Origin of the sequence: Herpetosiphon llansteffanensis (assembly GCF_003205875.1) — a bacterium.
Taxonomy (GTDB): domain Bacteria; phylum Chloroflexota; class Chloroflexia; order Chloroflexales; family Herpetosiphonaceae; genus Herpetosiphon; species Herpetosiphon llansteffanensis.
In genome coordinates this window covers 75,035-97,024 of sequence record NZ_PUBZ01000081.1, presented here as the reverse complement: position 1 = coordinate 97,024, position 21,990 = coordinate 75,035, and the positions used below count along the sequence as shown (strand labels likewise).

21 protein-coding genes and 1 pseudogene are annotated in these 21,990 nt (G+C 49.7%); 7 read left to right on the top strand and 15 right to left on the bottom strand.

Translation table 11 applies throughout. The features are described from left to right. The first annotated feature begins 35 nt into the window (after window positions 1–35). Together C5S61_RS07205 and C5S61_RS07200 are read left to right on the top strand one after the other, a co-directional pair. The gene (locus tag C5S61_RS07205; protein WP_110514388.1) at window positions 36–2,963 is read left to right on the top strand and encodes a winged helix-turn-helix domain-containing protein; all 2,928 of its coding nucleotides are present in this window, start codon (window positions 36–38) and stop codon (window positions 2,961–2,963) included. Window positions 2,964–3,255: 292 nt separating this feature from the next. Further along, window positions 3,256–3,846, top strand: coding sequence for a hypothetical protein (locus C5S61_RS07200; RefSeq protein ID WP_110514387.1), 591 nt, complete (start codon window positions 3,256–3,258; stop codon window positions 3,844–3,846). Between the two features lie 225 nt (window positions 3,847–4,071). On the opposite strand, the gene C5S61_RS07195 is transcribed toward C5S61_RS07200, so the two are convergent. The 4 genes from C5S61_RS07195 to C5S61_RS07180 all read right to left on the bottom strand — a co-directional run bounded on the left by C5S61_RS07195 (window position 4,072) and on the right by C5S61_RS07180 (window position 7,168). Beyond that, a complete protein-coding gene (locus C5S61_RS07195; RefSeq protein WP_110514386.1) occupies window positions 4,072–4,533 on the bottom strand; it encodes a hypothetical protein in 462 nt (153 codons plus the stop codon). A 132-nt stretch (window positions 4,534–4,665) separates the two neighbouring features. Beyond that, the gene (locus C5S61_RS07190) at window positions 4,666–5,541 is read right to left on the bottom strand and encodes a LolA family protein (RefSeq protein ID WP_110514385.1); all 876 of its coding nucleotides are present in this window, start codon (window positions 5,539–5,541) and stop codon (window positions 4,666–4,668) included. A 14-nt stretch (window positions 5,542–5,555) separates the two neighbouring features. Continuing rightward, entirely contained in the window at window positions 5,556–6,122 is a 567-nt protein-coding gene (locus C5S61_RS07185) for an RNA polymerase sigma factor (protein WP_110514384.1), read from the bottom strand. 515 nt (window positions 6,123–6,637) lie between these two features. Continuing rightward, window positions 6,638–7,168 (bottom strand): GNAT family N-acetyltransferase, encoded by a 531-nt coding sequence (locus tag C5S61_RS07180; RefSeq protein WP_110514383.1) that lies wholly within the window; start codon window positions 7,166–7,168, stop codon window positions 6,638–6,640. 149 nt (window positions 7,169–7,317) lie between these two features. Here C5S61_RS07180 and C5S61_RS07175 point away from each other — a divergent pair, with 149 nt between their 5' ends. Beyond that, a complete protein-coding gene (locus tag C5S61_RS07175; RefSeq protein WP_110514382.1) occupies window positions 7,318–8,298 on the top strand; it encodes a DUF4268 domain-containing protein in 981 nt (326 codons plus the stop codon). Window positions 8,299–8,496: 198 nt separating this feature from the next. Here C5S61_RS07175 and C5S61_RS07170 read toward each other — a convergent pair whose 3' ends face one another. Beyond that, window positions 8,497–10,065: an STAS domain-containing protein gene (locus tag C5S61_RS07170; RefSeq protein WP_110514381.1), complete on the bottom strand. Its 1,569-nt coding sequence runs from the start codon at window positions 10,063–10,065 to the stop codon at window positions 8,497–8,499. Window positions 10,066–10,137: 72 nt separating this feature from the next. Next, the gene (locus C5S61_RS07165; protein WP_164689270.1) at window positions 10,138–11,289 is read right to left on the bottom strand and encodes an ABC transporter substrate-binding protein; all 1,152 of its coding nucleotides are present in this window, start codon (window positions 11,287–11,289) and stop codon (window positions 10,138–10,140) included. Window positions 11,290–11,556: 267 nt separating this feature from the next. Here C5S61_RS07165 and C5S61_RS07160 point away from each other — a divergent pair, with 267 nt between their 5' ends. Further along, window positions 11,557–12,537 (top strand): Gfo/Idh/MocA family protein, encoded by a 981-nt coding sequence (locus C5S61_RS07160; RefSeq protein ID WP_110514379.1) that lies wholly within the window; start codon window positions 11,557–11,559, stop codon window positions 12,535–12,537. Between the two features lie 68 nt (window positions 12,538–12,605). Here C5S61_RS07160 and trpA read toward each other — a convergent pair whose 3' ends face one another. Continuing rightward, window positions 12,606–13,421, bottom strand: coding sequence for a tryptophan synthase subunit alpha (gene trpA / locus C5S61_RS07155; protein WP_110514378.1), 816 nt, complete (start codon window positions 13,419–13,421; stop codon window positions 12,606–12,608). A gap of 23 nt (window positions 13,422–13,444) precedes the next feature. Next, the gene (locus C5S61_RS07150; protein ID WP_110514377.1) at window positions 13,445–15,127 is read right to left on the bottom strand and encodes a class I adenylate-forming enzyme family protein; all 1,683 of its coding nucleotides are present in this window, start codon (window positions 15,125–15,127) and stop codon (window positions 13,445–13,447) included. A 123-nt stretch (window positions 15,128–15,250) separates the two neighbouring features. Here C5S61_RS07150 and C5S61_RS07145 point away from each other — a divergent pair, with 123 nt between their 5' ends. Beyond that, window positions 15,251–15,790, top strand: coding sequence for a hypothetical protein (locus C5S61_RS07145; RefSeq protein WP_110514376.1), 540 nt, complete (start codon window positions 15,251–15,253; stop codon window positions 15,788–15,790). Window positions 15,791–15,875: 85 nt separating this feature from the next. After that, the gene (locus C5S61_RS07140; protein WP_110514375.1) at window positions 15,876–16,991 is read left to right on the top strand and encodes a hypothetical protein; all 1,116 of its coding nucleotides are present in this window, start codon (window positions 15,876–15,878) and stop codon (window positions 16,989–16,991) included. Window positions 16,992–17,018: 27 nt separating this feature from the next. Here the strand turns inward: C5S61_RS07140 and C5S61_RS07135 are convergent, their stop codons facing one another. Together C5S61_RS07135 and C5S61_RS07130 are read right to left on the bottom strand one after the other, a co-directional pair. Beyond that, entirely contained in the window at window positions 17,019–17,567 is a 549-nt protein-coding gene (locus C5S61_RS07135) for a hypothetical protein (protein ID WP_110514374.1), read from the bottom strand. A 168-nt stretch (window positions 17,568–17,735) separates the two neighbouring features. Then, the gene (locus C5S61_RS07130; RefSeq protein WP_110514373.1) at window positions 17,736–18,233 is read right to left on the bottom strand and encodes a pyridoxamine 5'-phosphate oxidase family protein; all 498 of its coding nucleotides are present in this window, start codon (window positions 18,231–18,233) and stop codon (window positions 17,736–17,738) included. A gap of 123 nt (window positions 18,234–18,356) precedes the next feature. Between C5S61_RS07130 and C5S61_RS07125 the strand changes: the two genes are divergently transcribed. After that, window positions 18,357–19,289: an aldo/keto reductase family protein gene (locus C5S61_RS07125; RefSeq protein ID WP_110514372.1), complete on the top strand. Its 933-nt coding sequence runs from the start codon at window positions 18,357–18,359 to the stop codon at window positions 19,287–19,289. Window positions 19,290–19,340: 51 nt separating this feature from the next. Here the strand turns inward: C5S61_RS07125 and C5S61_RS07120 are convergent, their stop codons facing one another. From C5S61_RS07120 to C5S61_RS07105, 5 genes and pseudogenes are all read right to left on the bottom strand, one after another. After that, complete coding sequence (locus C5S61_RS07120) at window positions 19,341–19,808, bottom strand: VapA/VapB family virulence-associated protein (RefSeq protein ID WP_110514371.1); 468 nt, start codon at window positions 19,806–19,808, stop codon at window positions 19,341–19,343. 217 nt (window positions 19,809–20,025) lie between these two features. Continuing rightward, a pseudogene (locus C5S61_RS07115) lies at window positions 20,026–20,430 on the bottom strand (lectin OAA family protein); the annotation flags it as partial. A 153-nt stretch (window positions 20,431–20,583) separates the two neighbouring features. Next, window positions 20,584–20,757, bottom strand: coding sequence for a hypothetical protein (locus C5S61_RS26795; RefSeq protein WP_164689269.1), 174 nt, complete (start codon window positions 20,755–20,757; stop codon window positions 20,584–20,586). Further along, window positions 20,718–21,062 carry a hypothetical protein gene (locus tag C5S61_RS26580; protein ID WP_124033399.1) on the bottom strand — a complete coding sequence of 115 codons (345 nt, stop codon included), beginning with the start codon at window positions 21,060–21,062 and terminating at the stop codon, window positions 20,718–20,720. The genes C5S61_RS26795 and C5S61_RS26580 overlap by 40 nt, the downstream gene beginning before the upstream one ends. Window positions 21,063–21,174: 112 nt before the next feature. After that, complete coding sequence (locus C5S61_RS07105; protein ID WP_110514368.1) at window positions 21,175–21,969, bottom strand: hypothetical protein; 795 nt, start codon at window positions 21,967–21,969, stop codon at window positions 21,175–21,177. Window positions 21,970–21,990 lie beyond the last annotated feature (21 nt).

The following is a 21,990-nucleotide window of genomic DNA, read 5'->3' as shown; positions in this document are numbered from 1 at the left end:
AGCCTTCAAGGAGCAACGAGCCACTAGGAGGTTCCATGACGCAACAGCCTACGATCTTAGTGATTCAACCAGATCGCGCCTTGCAAGCCTTGATTGTGCGGGTATTAAAAACCGCTAGTTTTCAGGTTGTGCGCAGCACCAGCATTCACGAGGCCCAAGCCTTAGTCGAGCAAGAAGCCTTCGATTTGGTGGTGATCGATCAGTGGATGCCCGACCACGATGCTTTAGAATTTTGCCGGAGTTTGCGCGAGCATTCGAGCGTGCCATTGCTGATGGTTGGGGCCAGCAGCGATGCCTATATGCGCGGCATTGCGCTCGATCAAGGTATTGATGATTATGTGATTACGCCGTTTCACGAAAGCGAATTTTTGGCCCGTGTGCGAGCTTTATTGCGCCGCAGCCAACAAACCACGCTTCAACAACAACCTCACTATACCGAATGTGGCTCGTTGCTGATCAATTGGCAGGATCAGCAGGTGCGCAAACATGGCGAGCTGGTGCATCTGACCAAAACTGAATGGGCCTTGCTCAAATTATTTATTCAATATCATGGCCAAGTGTTGACTCACCGGATGCTGTTGCAACAGGTTTGGGGCAACAGCTATAGCGAAGATCGCGCCTATTTGCACGCCTATATGCGGCGCTTGCGGGCCAAGCTCGAAGACGACCCAACCAAGCCGCAGTTAATTCACTCCGAATCGGGAATTGGCTATCGCTTTGCGCGCATTGAAGCCCCCAGCTATGCGCCAGCAGCCAATCCCTCAAGCCTTGCCCATTTACGTTTGCCCTATCCCATCGCCGCCCTGATTGGCCGCCAGCATGAATTAACCACGCTGCAAGAATTGTTGGCCAAACCAGAGGCGCGGCTGATCACGATTACGGGTATGGGCGGTTCAGGCAAAACCAGCCTTGCAAGCTATATCGCCCAAACGATGCACCAAGCGCAACAAATTCCGGTGGTTTTTGTAGCGCTCGACACGATTAATGACCCAACGATGCTTGCTGCAACTCTCGCCCGCGCCGCAGGATTGCGCGACCATGGCGATGACGAGTCGCTTGAGCGCTTGCAAGATTGGGTTGGACAGCAAACCATGCTGCTCATTTTAGATAATTTTGAGCAAGTGCTGGCCGCAGCGCCACAAGTTAGCCAATTGCTCCAGCATTGCCCAAATCTAAAAATCGTCGTGACCAGCCGCATTGTGTTGGGCATTTATGGCGAATATGAGTTTGTGCTGCCGCCGCTGGGCTTGCCCGATTTGCAACAACGACCTGAATTCGAGCAGATTGCCGCCAGCCCCGCAATTCAACTTTTTGTCCAGCGCGCGCAGGCGGTTGATAGCCAGTTTCGCTTGACCACTGAAAACGCTGCCATCGTGGCCGAAATTTGTGTGCGACTCGATGGCTTGGCCTTGGCGATTGAGTTGGCAGCAGTGCATAGCAAATTCTATCCGCCGCCTGCTATGCTGCAACGGCTCAATCAGCGGCTTGATTTTCTCCAGCACAACAGCCCTGATCGCACGCCACGCCAGCATTCCTTGCGCGGCGCAATCGATTGGAGCTACGAACTGCTTGGCAGCTATGAACAAACTATTTTCCAAGGCATTGGCTTGTTTGCTGGCAGTTTTACCCGCGAGGCGGCCCAAGCCTTGTGGCCCAACGACGAGCCAAGCAGAATCGAACGCGGCTTGCATCACTTGGTCAATGCTAGTTTGTTGCAACGCGAAACCAGCAGCGATGGATTAAGCTGGTTTGCCATGCTCGACACCATTCGCGAATATAGCCTAAGCAAATTGCCCAAAAGCGAGGCTCATTGGCTGCAACAACAATTATTAAATTATTATGTCGAGTTAATGCAACAAGCAGAGCAAGCCTTCTTGGTCAGCAATCACACCGGCTGGATCAAACGGCTCGAACGCGAATTGCCCACGATTCGCAGCATCCTCGCATGGGGCATTCAGCAAGATAATGCCTTGGCAGTCTGGCAATTGTGCGCGAGCTTTTGGCGTTTTTGGCACGAGCAAGGCCAGATCAGCGAAGGCCGCGAGTGGTTGGCCAAAATCCAACATTTGCAACCAACCAGCATTCCGTTGGCCATTCGCGATAAAGTGCGGCTTGGCGCTGGCGTTTTAGCCTTTATCCAAGATGATTATGCTGCGGCCAATCGTGCGTTTGGCGAAGTGCTGGTTGAGCCACGCAGCGAACATCAACCAAAGGCAATTGCCCATGCCTTGACCAATATTGGCATGGTAGCGTATTGGCAAGGCCGCTATGCCGAGGCAATTCAAGCCTTGGAAGAAAGCTTGCCTTTGCTCAAAATGCTTGATGATCGCTATGGATTAGCCAGCAGTTTGCGCCATTTGGGCATGAGCCAACTCGTACAGCATGGCTCGCGCAGTGCCTTGGCTTTGTTGGCCGAAAGCCTCAGCTTTTATCAAGAACTTGGCAGCAAAAGCGGCATTGGCACAGCAATGGGCTTTTATGGCCGTGCACTCTTGATCTATGGTGACGATCACGAAGCTCAACAATGGCTCGAACAAAGCATCGCCATGCTTGAGCCATTGGGCAATTGGCCAGCGGTTGCGCGGAGCCAAACCTTTCTCGGGCGGGTGGCCTTGGCCCAAAAACGCTACAGCGATGCCCAACAATTGTTGCATGAAAGCCTTGCCACGCTCTATCGCGTTGGTGATCGCGAAGGCGTGGCGGCTTCGATTGAAGGCTTGGCGATTTGGAGCGCGCTTAATCAGCAGCCAGAGCGGGCTCAAGCGTTGTGGGCTGGCGCATGCTGGCTACGCGAACTCCTCGGCGCACCAATTCCACCAGCCGATCATCAAGCCTTACGCCGCATGTTGCCACAACAGTTTAGCTTTGGACAACAAACCTACGCGCCTAAATCGCTGCGCCACTTGGTTGGTTGCGCTTTGGCCGCCGATTGCAACTCGTTGGGCTGCAATGAGCATGGGTAGCAACAAGGGGTCAGGTTCTAGGGGTCAGGGGTCAGTGTGGTAGGGTTTTAAGAATTGGTGGTGTGGCGCGTTCCCTCACCCCCCAGCCCCCTCTCCCACTGGACGCGGGCGAGGGGGAGCACCATTTTTTACCGACGAATTGTGGCAAAACCACTGAATGAACGCCCCTCGCCCGCGCACGGGCGAGGGGTTGGGGTGAGGGGATCTTCACAGCCGGCCCTTGTAAGGTCTGGGGTCTGGGATCAGAGAAGAATCATCAAGCATGCTCAATTTTTGCGGAGAAATATTTTCAATGATCGTCTATCAATCGACCCTTGAGCACATTCGTTCAATTATCAAAACACAGACAAATCTTGATATTATCGATTCAATCAGCATTCAAGGCATTGAACTAGCGCTGATCAAGAGCTTGCATTTGCCAATTATTCGCCAAACAATGCATGATTATTCGATTAATCTGAATGGATTATATTTGTTTAAACCAATTCATTTTTCCAATAGTCTAATCACTATTGGTCAAGATACTGAAATCATTCTATTTGATCAACTGATCAATCGACCCAATAGCATTATCGATAAACGTGGCATTGATTATACAATTTGGCTTGAATCTGAGGCAAGTGCACCTGAATTTCGTGCCCAATTTAACCCATTGCTTGATGCAATCAATATCACTATTCAATTTAGCGATAGCGCAGAGTTTAGTTTTACCGTTGAAACCTTCGATTTTTTTGATCTTCAACTCAATAATTCTGCTGAATTGAGTTTATTTAAATCACCAGATATTTTAATTCAGAGTATTGATCGACCAACCATCGAACACATGGTTGCGCACCTGATCGAGCATAACCAGCTCGACGATCGATTTTTATCCATTTTCTAGCAAGGGGAACCGTTTTTTAACCACGAAGAACACGAAGAGCACGAAGGACAGTATGGCTATTGGCTCTAGGCTATTGGCTATGCGGAACAATTGGTGGGTTGTGCAACGGTGGTTGGCACTATACGGAACTGATCCCCAGCCCCTGACCCCTCGCGCAAAACCCCCGTGTTTCCCTCTGTCGAAGGGACGGAAATGAACGCCTATATTGAGCAACGAATATCCTAATTAACGATCACGTTGATCACGAATTACAGCAGGCAATGGATCAAACATATTTATTCGTGAATCATTCAGATCGAAATAATAATCGAGATCATCGATCTGCCATGGCTCATCAGGAAATAAAACCTGCCAAACACGCTGCAAAAAAGCTTGAAGATCACGCGGTTTTTTATAAATGCCATATGGTTGTGCCCACTCATGCTCAAGATCGGATTCTATATCAGCATCGTACACATTTAAGCAATAACGTAACGATTCTTTAAATTTATACTGAAATCGAATATCGTTCGGATAGTAAGATGTTGCAAAATGTGGTGCTATAAATGCCCGAATATAACGCTCTTGATTAAGCGGATCATCCATATACAGTGATTGCGGCAAACCCGATTCGTTTGCTTCTGCATCACCTACTTGCAGATAAGAGTAAATCCAATAACGATTAACAATAATTCTTTTAAAGCGCACGATTCCCTCCTTCCATATCCTATCAACTTAACAATTGTATCTGTTATTAAGTTCATTCAACAGCACCTATACCTAGATTAAACCAAAAAAAGCCAGCGATCAACACATGATCGCTGGCCAGCTATTCAAGGCTTATTGGGTAACTTCGATTGGTGCGCCTGCTGGTGGAGCGAAGAAATCGGCTGGATATGAGCCGTTGACTTCGAATTCAGTATAGGCTGATTCAACGAATATATCGCCATTTGCCTCGTAGTACTCCGATTTCAGCACCACAAACAACTCATCGTCAATCCAGAATTTGAGCCGCGTGTTGGCTTGGTCGCTATCGCCACCAATCACACATTCGATCACCAAGGCATCGCGGCCCAAGAAGCTTTCTTGACCAACAGTTGAAAGCTGATCGCCTGGTTGGGCGCACAAACCTTCGCTATTGCCATTCGAGTCGAGCGAAGCGGTTGGATTTGGAATCACATACAATGCGCCATCCAATTCGCTTGAACTGAACTGCGAAACAGTGCCATCAACCGTATTTGGCTGGCCTGCTGGCGAGATCCAAGCCCACGCATCAGCGCCATTCATAATTTGGGTTTCATATTGTTCGTCGCGAGTTTCGCTGCCTGGCCAAACAATTTCTTTGCGCAATTTATTTGGTTGCTGGACCCAAATTTTCTCGCTGACCACGCTGCCCGTTGCAGGCACATGGGTTTCGAGCACACCATGCAGCGATTCGATGTTATTCAAGCCAAAGGCGGTTACTTGTTCGGCACGGCGCAAGGCTTCTTTGGCACTGACTTGGCTGACTTGGCTGGGCAGCAAGCCAAAGCCAACTGCGGCCAAGGCAACCCCAGTTGCGGCCATCATTGCTGGGCGCAACCACCCATTTCGACGAGTTTGTGGCTTGAGGTTAGCTTGTTGTTGCAATGGTTTGAGCAAGTTGAGCGAACCTTCGGGAACTTCGTGCTCTGCCACATTGGCGAGCGCTTTTGCGATATTGTTATCGTTATGCATTGCAGACTCCTCGACTACACAGATTCGTTAATAATTGGGGCTAAGAGCCGGCGCAGGCGTTCGCGAGCACCCAACAGGCGTTGTTTGATCGCGCCTGGGCTGGTGGCTGCATCGTGAGCCATTTCGGCTTCGCTCATTCCAAGGTAATAGCGTTGCACAATTGCCGCACGCTGCAACGGCGTTAGTTGATTCAAGGCCTGCACGACGGTTTCGCGCATAGCATCTTGTTCCAACAAGGCCTCTGGTTGCGGCTCGTTGCTCATCAATTCCTCAAACAATGCCAACCCAGCAGCGTTCGATTGATCAAGTGAGCGTTGACGTTCGCGGCGTTGAGCATCTTTCAATGCATCGTTGAGCACAATTTTCATAAACCATGGCCCAAAGGCGCGCTGGCTATCAAATTGTTGGATGCGCTGCACCACCCGCAGAAAAGCCGATTGAACAATATCTTCGGCGGCAGATCGATCGCGGACAACCAAGATCGCTGCTCGCACCGCCTGATATTGATATTGGTGAACCAAGGGGGCTAGCCCAGCAATATCACCTTGTTTGAGTCGAGCTATAGCCTCGTGATCGTGCATATCCTTCCTTTCAGCCTAAGATTGAGAGCGCTCTCGCTTTATATATCCAAGAGCAGGCCAAAAAGTTAGGTCATAGCAACGAGAACATAGAACAAAGAGCATAGAAAAAAAGTCAGAAGGATGAAGTATGAGGGATGAACGCAAAAGTCAGAAGTCAAAAGTCAGAAGTCAAAAAGGAATCAGTCTATAGGCTATAGGCTTTTGGCTATGGGAATATAATCTGTGGTCATCTGGGTCAATCTGTGGCTAAAAACAAAACTTCGTGGAGCAGTTTTTTAACGCAGCGGCCCAGAGGCAATGTATTGGTTCATCAGGTTAACCATGGATTGATCCCCTCACCCCCTAGCCCCCGCTCCCGCCCGCGCGGCGAGGGGGAACCTGCGATCCGTGCTGCCCTCGCCCGCGTCCAGTGGGCGAGGGGCTGGGGTGAGGGCATGCTCCTTGTTGTCAATCCAATGTACCAATACACATAGCCCATAGCCAAAAGCCATACTGTCCTTCGTGCGCTTCGTGGATCAATATGAATCTTTTTCAATCGAATAGAGCATCGCAGGCGTGCCATCGAGCACAATTTCACGCTCTACGTGCATGCCCATTTTTTCAGCAACGCGCATTGAAGCAGCATTTTCGGGAACTGGCAAGCAAATCAGGCGCTTCAATTTCAATACATCAAAGCCATAAGCCACAATTGCCTGCGCGGCTTCGATTGCTAAGCCTTGGCCCCAGTAGGCTTGATCGAGCAAATAGGCCACTTCAACTTCTTGTCGCTCATCAATAACCCATGGCAACAATCCACAACGCCCAATAAATGCTCCCGTCGGTTTATGAATCGTCGCCCATAAACCATAGCCATACTCGCCATAATAAACCTTGATAATCCAATCCAGCTCAGCTTTGGTTTCCTCACGATCCAACACGCCCTCGGGGAAATGCTCGCGAATAACCGGATCGCGATACAATCGAAATAAGCCATCAAGATCATCAGGCGTTAGTTTGCGCAACATCAGGCGCTCGGTTTCAATAATAATCTGATCAGCGTCAGCCATAACTGCTCCTTAAACTGTTTACTGCATCCTATCAGCCTAAGCCGCATTGCAAATCAATCGCTTGATTGAGCGTAAAATCAGCCCTGCGACCTTCGTGCTATAATCGGTAGCAGTTTTGCAGCCCAACGGTGTAGTGAGGAATTACGGCGATGAATCAGCTTGGTCGGCTTAAACGGGTTCCGATTCACGATGCTTGGCGACAAGCAGCCAGCCATTTTACCCATTGGCTCACCCAGGCCGAAAATATCGCCCAATTGAACACCGCCACCAACCTTGAATTACGCTTTGAGGCTCTCAACAAAGGCACTGGCAATTTGCGCCAAAGCCTTGTCTGCTACGATCAACGCACCGAAACCAAAGTCTTGATCGAAAATCAATTAGCTGGCAGCGATCACGCCCATCTTGGCCAATTGCTCACCACCGCGAGCAGCGTCAAAGCGACGATTTTAATTTGGATTGCTGAGCATTTTACGCCTGAGCATCGCGCCACAATCGAATGGCTCAATCAACAAACCCTGCCGCATTTGCTGTTTTTTGCGATTGAACTGGAATTATGGCAAATTGATGATTCGCCCTTTGCCCCGCATTTCAAGCTAATTTGCAAACCAGATGATTGGGAATTGGCGATTACCAACGAGCCAAGTTTGCCCGTAGCTCCAGCCATAAACAACCCCAGCAAAAACCTTTATTTAGGCTATTGGATGCGCTTTAATGCGATGCTGCGCGATCGTAATAGCCACCTTGGAGCCAAAAAACCACATGCCGAGCCAAGCACTAGCTTTGCCTTAGGTCGAGCCGATTGCACCTTGCAAGCGAGCTTGAATGCCCGCGATAATTGGCTTGGGGTCGCCGTGATGTTAAGTGGAATTTCCGCCAAGTTGCGCTTTCGCTGGTTGCGCCAACAACGGGTGGCAATCGAGCAACAGCTGGGCGTTGGCCTCGAATGGCGCGAAAATCCTTTAACCAAGGAATATCAAATTTGGCTGATTCGGCGCAACGCCAACCTGCATGATCATCAGCATTGGGCCGACCATCATGTCTGGATGATCGACGCGCTCGAACGCTTCTACCGCGTGTTTACTCCGTTGCTCAAGCAATTGTATATTCGCAACGAGCCAGAACAGAACTAAAATTACATTTCCTCACCCTATAGACTGCTACGTGGGCGAGAGGCAATTTATAAGGGTAGGTGTTAATATCCCCTCACCCCAACCCCTCTCCCGTGACGCGGGCGAGGGGCTTTAATGCCCTAATTCTTGTGCAATTCGTCGGTGAACAAGGGTCAGCTCCCCTCGAAAGGAGAGGCTGGGGGGTGAGGGAACACCATTTTACGCGCGACGGCGGGTTTGCAAATAGTCGCTGGCGCGGCTGAAGGCTTGGGCCAAGGTTGCTGCCGTATCAATCACCGCCAGATCCAAGTGCAAATTGACCAAGGTTTCGGCCATATCAGGGCGAATCCCAGCCAGAATGACGCGTGCGCCAAGCAATTGAGCTGCATGCGAGGCATTGATCAAGGCGCGAGCAACCGCCGCATCAACCACTGGAACCCCCGTAATATCCATAATCACAACTTTGGCTTGTTGCTGCTCAATCGCTTTAAGCAATGTGGCATTAATATCGCCAGCACGATTGGCGCTAAATTCGCCAACCAACGGCATAACCAAAATCTGCTTGGTAATTGGGATAGTTGGCATGCTCAGGCGACGCACGGTTTCAAGCAAGCGTTCTTGCTCAACATTTTGGGCCTGCACCTCAGCCAAGGCATGGTGTAATTCGCCAGTTCTGGTGACAACCAAGCCTTCTAGCTCCTCGTTCATCTTCGATAGCTTGCTTTGCGAGGCATTCAAGCCCACCACCATCGTATTGAAGGCATCGCCAAGGCTGGCCAATTCATCGCGGGTTTTGAGGTGTACTGGCGTATAGGCATTGGGATCGTTCGTAAAGCGCGTAACGCTAGCATACAGTTCTTGAACAGGTAAGGCGATTCGCCGCCCAACATACCAGCCAATCCCCGCCACTAATGGCAAGGCAATCCCAATCACGATTGAGAGGCTGAGCGCCAACGTTCGAACATTGCTATAGATTACGTCAAGTGGTCGTTCAACAATCAACATCCAATCGGTGGGATCAAGCGCGGTGCGCACGCCTAAGACTTCTTCACCAAACGGGCTATCGTAGGTTTCAATCGTGTTGCCATTTGTCAGCAACGGCAAATTAGTCAGATCTTGGTGTTCGATCAGCGATTGGGTATTGGCTGCACTGATTAACTGGCCCTGCTGATTAACCACCAACACGCGCATCTGGGCCGCTGATTCGATCCGCGAAGTCGTTTCCCAAATCCGATCCATGCTAATATCGGCAACCAGAATTAATTCGCCATTCGCACGGCCCAAAACAGGCAAGGCCATGCGAAAACGTGGCACTTCGCTTGGTGCAAGTGGCAAGGAAACTGCCTGCAATGGCTCGGGATTTTGAATTGCAACTTGGCGATTTTGTAGCATCTGCAATAATGGCGAGCCTGCCAAGCTTTCGGGCATGTGCACGCCGCGCAAACGGGCTGCCACAGCAATCCGTTCGCCAGTAACGCGATATAAACCAACCTCAGAGAAACTTGAGCCAAACAAAACTTGCGAGCCTAATTGCAAATCGCTCAGCTGGCTGGGATTGCCATTATTGCCAATCGTATTGCTCGCGTTGCGCAATTCATCCATACTGTTGAGGATAAAGCGCCGATAATCTTCAGCTGCAAGGTTCGTAAGCGCAATTTGTTGATTTTGGGCTGAATTCTGTTGTGCACGATAACTAATCGTCAAGGCAATGGCCCAGACGGCTAATAACGGCAACAGCGCCGCAAGCAAAACTATTAATGTAACTCGTTGGCGAACCCGTGCCCGCATATCAATGATCCTATCTTTGCTGAAACGTTGCCTTGCGACGTTGAATCAAATCTGGTGCCTCAAGCAGCGTGCTTAGCGCAACTGGCTTGGGTCAAGTTTATCGAGAAAAATAAAATTTCCGCGCTCAATTTGCACAAACAAGACAGTTTTGTTGACTTCGCGCTCTGGCGTAAAGGCAATAACCCCAGTCACACCTTCAAAGGTTTGGGTTGCTGCCAGCGTATCGCGGATTGTGCTCGAACTGCTATTTGGACTGCGTTTGAAGGCATCGATCAATAAGTTGGTTGCATCGTAGGTCGACGAAGCCACCACATCAGGCTCGATACTATAGGCATTGCGAAATTCACGAATAAAGTTCTGCACAATTGCGCGGGGATCGTTACGTGAAAAATCGGTTGCCAAAATGACACCTTCGACATCACTGCCGCCAAGCTTGACCAACGAAGGCGAATCCAAGCCATCGGAGCCAATAATTGGCAATGTAATGCCTGCTTGGCGCACTTGTTTAATAATATCAGCACTTTGCGCATAATAACCAACCAATACCAGGGCATCTGCTGGTTTGGCCTTGATTATGGCAATCTGGCTACTAAAATCGCTCTTATCGCTGGCATATTCGTTGGTGCTGACAATTGTTGATTGATTGGCGATGGCGGTTTTGGTAAAGGCTTCGGTAATGCTGCGCCCATAATCATTATTGATATTCAACACATGGAAATTGCGATAGTTCAGCTTGGTCGTCGCATAATGAGCAAGCGCCTGACCTTGCACCGTCGAAACATAAATTACCCGAAAAATCATCGGGCCAGTTTTGGTTACGTCGGGATGGGTTGCATAGGCCGCGAGCATTGGAATGCCAGCCTGCTGAAAGATTGGCGCAGCTGCGCGGGTTGTGCTGCTGTAGGAGCCGCCAATCACCGCCCGCACCTTATCCTCGGTTACCAGTTTTTGGGCCACGGTAATCGCTTGATTTGGCTCAAGCTGATCGTCGTAGGCAACCAATTCAAAGGTTTTGCCAGGCACGGTTTGGTTGGCATTCGCCTGATCAATCGCCAGCTTAGCCGCATGCATTGCATTATTGCCATCGCTCGCACTCGCACCACTTAATGGCCCGAAAAAGCCAATTTTAATCGTCTCTGATTGGGGCTGAGAAGCACTTCCACAGGCACTAACCAAGGCCAAGCCGATGAAGAGAAGCATTCCCAAGCTGGCTCGTTTGAGCATGGTCAATCCTCCTGTATGGGATACCACATGGCTTAGTAGGCTATGAACAATGAGCATTTTTGCTTAAATCACGCTGCCGCATGGCAAGTCTAGCACACAACCTGTCGCATGAGCAGTTGAGATTTAGAGGGAATTTTTGGCCGATCGCCAACCCTCTAGGCTATCCACATGCTAGGAGTATTGGCTCATTGCTAACGCTGCGCCAACCAGCAAGCCCAAATTACGTGGTAGCATGAGACCGGATTCATCAACTGATGGAGAACAATCATGCAACAACTCAAATGGGGTTTGCTCGGAACGGGCTGGATCGCTGAACAATTTGCTAATGCCTTGGCCGACTTGCCCGGTGCTCAACGCTGGAGCGTGCTTTCGCGCAATCAAACCTCAGCTGAAACCTTCGCCCAAACCCATCAATTTGCCCATGCCCACAGCGATCTTGAGGCATTTTTGGCTGATCCAGAGCTAGATGTGGTGGTGATTGGCTCGCCGCACCCGCGCCACGCAGAACAAACCATCGCCTGTTTGAATGCAGGCAAGCATGTGTTGTGCGAAAAACCAATGGGCATCAACAGCCAACAAGTTGAGGCAATGATTGCCGCTGCCAAAGCCAATCAGCGCTTTTTGATGGAAGCAATGTGGATGTGGTTTCATCCAAGCACCATCAAAGCAAAAGCATTAATTGAAGCAGGCGCGATTGGCACGCCACATCTGTTTCATGCCGATTTTAGCGTCCACTTCCCATTTGATCCGACCCATCGCATGTACGACCCTGCGCTTGGCGGCGGAGCCTTGCTTGATATTGGCATTTACCCCTTGGCCTTGGCCTTGTATCTGTTTGGTGCGCCAAGTAGCGTCTATGGCCAAGCGCAAATCGGCCAAACCGGAGTCGATGAGCAAGAAAGCATCATTTTGCAATATGCCGATGGCCGCCATGCCAATTGTGTTGCAAGCGTACGCGCGGCGGGGCCATGCGAAGCCACCATCACCGGAAGCAACGGCTATATTCGCTTTCAACGCAATTTTTGGCACTCGCAACAATTGCGCGTCGAAAGCAACGGCCAAAGCGAAACCCTCGATTTGCCATTTATTGGCAATGGCTATGTTACCGAAGTTGCCCACGTGGCCGAATGTATTCAGGCAGGCTTGATCGAAAGCCCAATCGTCACGTGGGAAGCGTCACGCAGCCTGATTAACACCATGGATCAATTGCGCCAAAGCTGGGGCATTCAATATCCTGATGAGCTGTAATTAAACATTTGGAGAGCAAAAACCCGCGCCTTTTCAACAGGCGCGGGTTCGCTGTGAGGGGAATTAAGTTATTGGTGATAGCCATTGGCTTGGTCGGCGGCATCGCGCAGCTGTTGGACAAATTGTTGAGCGCCAGCAGCTTGTTGGTCGCTTGGCAAACTACCAATATAATCGAGCAAGGCGCTGGCGCAAATCGCGCCTTCAGCCATTTTAGCAACTGATGCAACATGCTCAGGCTTGGAAATTCCAAAGCCTACTGCGCGCGGCAAGTGGCTGTGTTGGCGTACCCGAGCCAAGAAATCGCCCAAATCGTCGGCCAAGGCAGCGCGTGCACCCGTTACCCCGCGCAACGCCACGCAATAGATAAAGCCCGATGACAAGCCAGTAACTTTGGCAATCCGCGCATCGGTTGAGGTTGGAGCTAAGAGAAAAACTAAATCAAGTGCATGGGCTTTGGTAGCCGCATGAAACTCTTGGGCTTCCTCTGGTGGTAAATCGGGCACGATAAAGCCATCGGCTCCGGCTGCTTTGGCCGCTGCCACAAATCGCTCAACGCCATATTGAAACATGGGGTTGAAATAGCCCATCAGCAAGAGCGGAATGCTCAGCCCTGCGGCCCGCAACTGGCGCACGGTTTCCAAGCAAAATTCAAGATCAACGCCATTGGCCAGCGCAATATCGGTCGTGCGTTGAATCGTCGCGCCATCGGCCAATGGGTCGGAAAACGGCATGCCGAGTTCCAGCATATCCGCGCCGCCAGCCACCAAGGCCTGGGCTAAACTGAGGGCAGAATCGCGCTCAGGGTAGCCAATCGTCAAAAACGGCATCAGGGCAGTCCGACCTTGGCTCGCCAAGCGTTCAAAGGTTTGGGCAATTCGGCTCATAGCATCCTCAACTACAGCAGCCACTACTCACGAAACTGGCTGTCATTCCATTCGGCAAAGAGTTCTTGCAAACGCAAGCGCTGATATTTGCCCGTTGCGGTCACCGGAATTTCGTTGCCAAATACCACAACTTTTGGGCATTTCGCAAAGGGCATGTGGGCACGACAATGGGCTAAAATTGCGGCGGCATCAAGTTGCGCACCTTCTTCGGGCACAATATAGGCTCCAACTTCCTCACCATACCAATTATTTGGGAAGGCAATTGCCAAGGCTGTGCGCACGCCAGGCACTGCCAACATCACTTCCTCAATTTCAAACGGGCTATATTTGACCCCGCCACGATTGATCAACTCTTTCAGCCGGCCTGTAATAAACAAAAATTGGCGGCCTTGGGCATCCCATTGATAAAACCCTTCGTCGCCAGAGCGAAACCAGCCATACTTAAAGGCTTCTGCATTCGCATCAGGTCGATTGAAATAGCCCATCATCACGTTATGGCCGCGAATCACAATCTCGCCACGTTCGCCCTCGGATAAGGCATGACCTTGCGGATCGTGGATCGCCATTTCATTCGGCCACATCGCCACCCCAATGCTGGGATAGCCAAAATCTTCCATCCAATGGCGATATTCTGCATCGCTCAGGGTGGTTGGCAAGAAACATGAATAGCAGGTGGTTTCGGAAAGCCCATAGCCGTGCAGCACGCGCACGCCAAATTGATCGTAAAAGCGTTTGGCCAAAGCAACGGGCAACGTGCCAGCGCCACAAATCAAATAGCGCAAGTGGCTGCGCTCAAATTGGCTATGCTCTGGCTTGGCTTCGCACAAATATTGCAAAATGGTTGGCACAACCGAGACAATCTGCACCCGTTCGTTGGCGATGCGCTGCCAAAATGTGCCTGCGCTAAATGCCCGATTGAGTACGACCGAGGCTTGGGCCAGCAACGGCGTAACCAAGGTCACCACAATGCCATTGACATGATGAATTGGCAAAATTGCCATCAAACGGCTATCAGCATCGATGCCATGCCAGCGCATAATGCCAGTGCAATCGGCCAACAAATTATAGTGGCTGAGTTGCACACCCTTGGGCGCGCCAGTTGTGCCCGAGGTATAGACCAACAAGGCCTCATCAGCGAGGCTTGGGGCTTGGCTTGGTTCAAAGGTTTCTGCTTGCGCGGCCAAGGCTTGCTCAAAATCAGCATCCAAAGCCACAACATGCGCAACGCCTGCTGCATGGCTGCTAATCGTTGTAGCACGTTCGAGATATTCGGGCCGCGCCAACACGACGCGCACTGCTGCATTACTCAAGATAAAGCCAATCCGCTGGTCATCTTCGCCAACGTTTTGCGGCGCAATCGTCGCCCCAATCAGCCAACATGCTGCATAAATCGCCACCGTATCAGGGTGATTATAGGCCAAAGTGGCAACCCGCTCGCCATGGCGCACGCCATATACCGTCGTCAGCAAATTCGCAATTCGGGCTGCGCGCTCGTACAAATCGGCATAACTCCAACGAATTTCTTCGCCAGCATGATCGTTGAAATAGGCCAAATATTCACGTTGAGCATCGCTTGCAGCGCGAGCCTGCAACAGCTCAGCCAGCGAATGCCATGGCGTTTGAACCGTCGAGGCAGGAATTCCCGTGTAGGTATGGGCAGCATTCAACAACTGCATTGTCGTTGGATCAAGCTCAGGGTGCGTCATTGCACAAATACTCCTTAACTGAGAGCACACAGCGAACAGCCTCACCATTATATACGATGCTTGTGGCCGAGAATTAAGTTAAGATAGTGTGTCACGAATTCATACAATGCAAGGAAGCGAGTGATGACAGAGCAACAACCAATGGCCGCTGCGCCAATCAAATATCGCGATGATGGCGAGGTCGATTGGGCTAATATGTGGGAAAACTTTTGTGGTTTGGCGCTTGAGGGCGGGCCGCCGCATCGTGGTGTCGAAGCCAGCATTCCAATTCAAATCAAGGCCAATTCGCAGCATCCCAACTATATGCAGGTCTATGCAGAGCTATGTCGCGGCATTTACGAGGTCAGCGGCCTAAGTGCCCATATTAGCGAAGCCGCCGAATGGCTGGCGATTGAATGCCCAATTGTTGGTCAAGCCCAATGGCTGGCAGGCGCAATTAATCAAGAGCATGTTGCGGCCCAAGCCAATGGCCAACAACTCTGGGTACCAATTCACCAAGATTTTAGCCTCAAAAGCGAAATCAAAAGCGTGATTACGGTTGTGGCCAAAACCACCCACTACTGGACAGAACACCTGCCACAGTCGGTTAAACAGAGTTTTGCCATCCAAGCCCAATTCAGCAACATAGGCCAAAAGCTCAAGCGCTTATTTGGGCGCAACTAAATTGGTTTAATCAAGGAAAGATACTCAATCCCCATTGCGTCTTTATGGCATCGAAGAGTTAAGTTCGTTCGTCAGGAGGATTTCAATGGGGATTAATGATCAGGCTGAAGATACGATCGATCATCCAAATTCACGGCGCTCGTTTTTGCGCAACACAGGTTTAGCTGCGTTGGCAACTGCTGGAGCAATCGGCGCGTTCGATCACGCTGCTGCCAACACCAAGCCCGCAATTGACGACAACCAACTTGCTGCTGGCGGCGAAATTCCTGCGAGCGCGCAATATGCTCGGCGGGCCTTTCGCTCGTTGACCTTGCTTGCAATGAGCGCAGTCAGCAGTGACCAAGCATTTGCCAAAAAAGTCTACGATTTTGCGCTTGCCGACCTTGACAAGAATGTGACTGGTTTATCGAATGCCAGCGATTCGGTCAACAGCCTGAGCTACACACCCAACCCCGACGACGATTACGAACCACGCCCTTGGTGGTGGCCACGCCCTTGGTGGCGGCTCAAAGACCAGGTTTTCACCCCAATCGACCGCATTCCTGCTGGTGGGTTGGTTGTTTTAGATTTGCATCGTAGCCTTGATGCCTTCAATATTGCCTTCCAATATGGCGATCAAGCCTTACAAGCAGAAAATTTGCGCTTGGCTCGTAGCGAAATCCGCAGCCATTTTGTGGCACTGAAACGCGCTTCAAGCTTTGCAGCGTGGGAGCCAGGCGACGATCTTTGCCCACCATGGTGGCCATGGCCATGGCCACCAATCCGCCGCTCGGGTATTCCTACACCAGAGCCAGCACTCCAGCTTGGTAATTTAGCCAAGGGCTTGATCAATTATGGCCTTGGCCAATCAATGAGCAATACCAGCCTTGGCCTTGCGCGGAGCAAAGCAATTATTTTGCAAGTTCAGGCCAGTGCTCGCAAAATGAGTGGCTACAGTGGAAGTTTGGTTGGGTGGGAAGATGGCGATGATCTCTGCCCACGTTGGCCATTCCCATGGCCCGGCCCATGGTCACTCGATCAGTGGCTTGATCAATACAGCGACAAGCCGCAACCACAACCATGGCGTGAAGTTGCCAGCGAAGTACTGCGTGCTAGCACAATCTTTGGCCTAGCTAGCAGCCTTAGTGATCGTGGGATTGCCCAAGGCTTGCGCGATGCAGCGATTGGGCAAATTCAGGCACAAGTTGGCAAATTAACCTAATTGTTGGATTGAAGCAGTGCAGCCAAGCTACGCAACCCGTTTGCTCGGCTGCAAACGATTAAGCGGCCAAATCTCTAGCTCGTCTAGCTCGCGCAGCAAGCGTTGGGTTGGCACAAACCGCCCAACCGCTTGAATTGAGGCTGGCTGGTCGGGCAATTGGTGTTTAACTTCGTGAGCTGGCAAATGCTGGCTGTGTTGGTTGAACCATGGCCGTAGCTGAGCCACAGGCAACACATAGACCTTGCTGGTAGCAACCACATAGCTATACCAATATTCAGCCGCCGTGATTTGCAAACGACTAGCAGGATCGGGGTCGGCTTGCCAGGTTGGAATAAAGAGTTGCTGATCGTTGCCATATTCATCGTAGTAGAAGGCAATCCGAATGTTGCGTTTGGAGCACGGTGGAATCCGCACTTTCCAAACAATATTGACGGCTAATTGCTGATATAACGGCACATGGGCAACATCATTCACCTCTAAGGTATCGCTAAAACTGCGCAAATGCTTCATGAGCAGACGCTTAACTTCACGGCTTTGTTGGTCGCGCAGCGAGGGTATTTGTAGAATTGTTGCCATTAGAATGCCTCATTTCGTAGTTGCTTCAGTCACCCGTTTTGACTATACCAGAACAAATTTTCTATGTCAAGCACACATGTCAAGTTGAGCGTAATTTTCCTCCCCTAAAAAAAAACAGGCCAGTTGCCCAAGGCAACTGACCTGAATCGATAAATGAAAAGCTAGTATTTAGAGACTAACCTTGCCATGATCGCCAACATCTGGGCGTTCGCCAGTCACCAAGGCTGTCAAAAAGCCTTTGACTTGGACGAAGGTACTGTTTGGCGTATCCCAATATTCAACGATGCTTGGTTCGACCTTAATCAAGATAATGTTGGGGTCGTTTTCATCTTTGAACCAAGCCTTCGCCAGTGGTGTCCACAACTCTTTGATTTTGGCGCGATCATCGACCAACTGGGCTTTGCCACTGACTGAAACATAGCGCGAGTCATCGACATTCACAAAAGCAACATTAACTTGTTTATCATTGCTTAATTCGTCGATCTTGCCACTATCGCGGCTGGTCATAAACCACAGATCGCCATCAAATTCTTTTTCTTGCACGACCATTGGACGGCTGTGCAATGAATCGTTTTGGGCAACGGTGGTTAACATAGCAATCTTGAAGCCTTTAAGTTGCTCGGCAACTTTGGCGATATTTTGTTGAACTGGGGTTTGCTCTGCCATTGAATTATCCTCCAAACTAGAATTTCTACTAGCTCATCAAGGCAAGAGCTATGCCAAGAGCCACGATAAATCCGTGGTATGATCAGATTGTAATTTCAGCATATCGTCACTTAGGAGGCTTCTGTGGAATATCGACGGCTAGGCAAAGCAGGCATGCGGGTTAGCGCCGTATCGTTGGGCGCATGGTTGACCTACGGCGGGAGTGTCGAAAGCGATATGGCCGCCCAATGTTTGCGGGCAGCAATCGACAATGGCATTAACTTTATCGATGTTGCCGATGCATATGCCTACGGTGAAGCTGAAAGAGTCGTTGGCAGCGTAATTCGCGATTACAAACGCGCGGATTTGGTGCTTTCTTCCAAGCTTTTTTGGCCCATGAGCAGCAATGTCAACGATCAAGGGCTTAGTCGCAAGCACATTATGGAATCGATCGATAAATCGCTCCGCCATTTTGGCACCGATTATTTGGATATTTATTTCTGCCATCGCTTCGACCCCAACACGCCGCTTGAAGAAACCGTACGCGCAATGAGCGATTTGGTGCAAGCTGGCAAGGTGCTCTATTGGGGCACAAGCGTTTGGGAAGCCGATCAAATTGAGCAAGCGGTCAGCATCGCCAAACAATATAATGGCTACTTGCCCCAAGTTGAGCAGCCGCGCTACAATATGCTCGATCGCCATATTGAGCCAGCAATTATCCCAACCTGCGAGCAACATGGCCTTGGCTTAACCGTTTGGAGTCCGCTTGCCCAAGGCTTATTAACTGGCAAATATAATGCTGGCGTGCCTGAGGGCAGCCGTGGCGCAACCACCAAATGGCTTGATCGCGAACTTAACGACACCAATTTGCAAAAAATTCGCCAATTGACAGCGATTGCCGAAGAGCTTGAACTGACCACCAGCCAATTGGCCTTGGCCTGGGTCTTGCGCTTGCCGCAAATTAGCTCGGTGATTACCGGCGCAACCAAGCCTGAACATGTGCTCGATAACATCAAGGCTGGCGAAGTGCAATTAAGCGCCGATGTCCAAGCCCAAATCGAAGCAATTTTGGCCTAAAATAACCAATGCGCCACCAACATTGTGTTGGTGGCGCACCTGCAAATAGGGTTATTGCATTTTCCAACTGCCGCTGCCGCCAGTAACCGAAGCTGCCACGGCCAAGGCTGCGCCCGTAAAGTTGCCAAGGTAGTCGTTGCCACGCCAGAATTGAATTGTTACCGCGCCGCCAACCCCAGAAACAACCGTCACTTGGAAGCTGCAATCGCCAACTAATTGGTTGATCGGAACCCCAATGTAGCCGCCAGCGCTGGTGCCACCACCAAGCCCAATGCCCCACATCGTGCCATAGAAGCGAATTTTTTGGTTATTATCAAAGGTCAAAATACATTCGCATGTGCCATAAATGAAAGCGGTGGCAAATGTAGCAGTCCCAGTTGCGGTCGAGGTTGCAGCTGCGGTTAATTGGTTTGGTGCATTTTTATCAGCATCAGGAAATGCTTGCTTGAGTGATTCAACCGTCGCGTCGTATTGGGATTTTGCAATCGAAGTATAATCAATTTGTTGTTCAGTAGCCATTATTCATTCCTTTACTACACAAATTCTACAGTTCATTGAATCGATTCGTAATTAAAACGTTCAAGCTAGGCAAATCCTGAATTATTCCAAAGCATGTATAAAAATCCGAATTACTAATGCCAATCATAATGTGCTTCAAGTATTTTATGTAAAATCTAAAGCTAAAATAAAAACCAGCCATGATCAGCTGATCATGGCTGGGGCAAAAAATTAAACGTTATTGAAGTTTGCCACGAAAACCAATTGGCCCTTCGCCAGCATAAACCATCGTGCCATTCAGGGTTTGGCCGCCATCTTGTGAGTTAACATCAAGATTAATCGTATTTTGATTATCACGCCCACCGATGACCCATGAGCCACCTGGATGCCATGGTGCATCATCGCCGCCCCATTGATTTTCGACAGCATAATTATTGGTACTGGTACGATTTGCGCGGAAGCCAATCGGGCCTTCATTATTGTAGGTCATGGTTCCGGTAAATGTTTGGCCATTATCAACCGAAGAAATATTGATTGCTACAACATGCTGGTTATCGCGTGCGCCCAATACCCATGTGCCACCTGGATGCCATGGTGCATCATCGCCGCCCCATTGATTTTCAACCCAATATGCGCTCATCGATTGGCCTCCTAAACTAAACCATTGTACCAATAGAACCTAGCATAATCAGAATAAACAGGCTCAGGCAAATGAGAAGCTTCGATCAAGTGTTATATTTGATTAATTATTGGCTCTGCATATTAAACGTTGCTCAGCAAACAATCCTGAATCGGATTAATCCTTAATTTGCGGAAAAAGAAAAATCAAGCTGGTAATCAGCGGCAGCCCAAGCGCCAGCAGCAGATTAATGCTCAATCGGCGTATCCGACCTTCAGCAACCCGCCATTCAACGAAAACACTGCGCAGAATCAGCCCAAGGCTATTGCCAAAAAAGATCCAATAGCCCAATGGTGAATATCGATTGAGGCAACCGACAATTCCCAAGCCATAGATAATGCACAACCAGACCAAACCCGTGTAATGGGCTTTTTTTCAGGCTGATGCAAAAGCCCCATGATTTTCCAACTAACCACAATTCCAGCAATTGGCCAAAAATATATAATCAGCAAAAAGAATATTAAACATATCCCAAGCACTGCTGAGCCAAACGATAAAAACGGTGCTCCAATTTTCAAAAACAATGCGCCGACTACCAATATCAGAAGCATAAACCCACAAACAACCAAATATGAACTAAAGCGCTGCAACCACATATCCAAAACCTCGCTAAGCAACCAGTCGAATTAACCAGAGCTTAACTGCGGCGCGTTACACCGTTGTTACAGCAATCAAGAGATTGAGCACCTATTTGATTGAATTGAGCTACTAATTTAGAACAAAATGACAACTGCTAGCCTGCGTGGCTGGGTCATACCAACAGACCCGATCAATGTACCGTGAATAAAGAAATAGAATGGAATCTGTTCTATAGTATCCTAAGCGGTAGCTTGTTTCCTGAGGTTGATACACCCACTCTTTGGATGCATAATCATCGACATCAATATAGCGCCAGCCATATGTTTGCTTGCATTGCTGCCTAAATGCGAGCGAATTCAATTCAATTTCAAGTTCCAAGGATGGGGGATAATTGCCGTGTTGAGCATAATATTGGAAAAGTTTCTCAGCAGTTTGATCAAGCGCAGCTTGAACTTTACAATCCTGATCCTTGATCCTAGGATATTCAATCAGTGTTTTAGCACTGATTGGTAGCACAAGCGCCAGCAGCAAATTAATGATTAATCGGCGCGCGCGGACTTCGGCAACCCGCCATTCAACCAAGACACTGCGCAAGATCAGGCCAATGCCATTGCCCAACAAGATCCAATCGCCAAGGAACCATAGGTCATCGATTGCCAATAAGCTGATGCCTACGCCATAAATAAGGCACAGCAAGCCTAAACCCCAATAATGCGGCTTTTTTTCTGGCCGCTGGAACAAGCCCATACTTTTCCAACTAATCACAGCCCCAATAATTGGCCAAAAATACAGAGTCAGCAAAAGAGCTGTTGCACACACCGCTAAAAACATTGAACCAACCGCTAAAAACGCTGAGCCAATCGCGAGCACGAGAATCGCAAAACCAAGCACCGCCAACCATAAAAGAACGCGCTGAAACCACATACCCTAAACCTCACTAAGCAA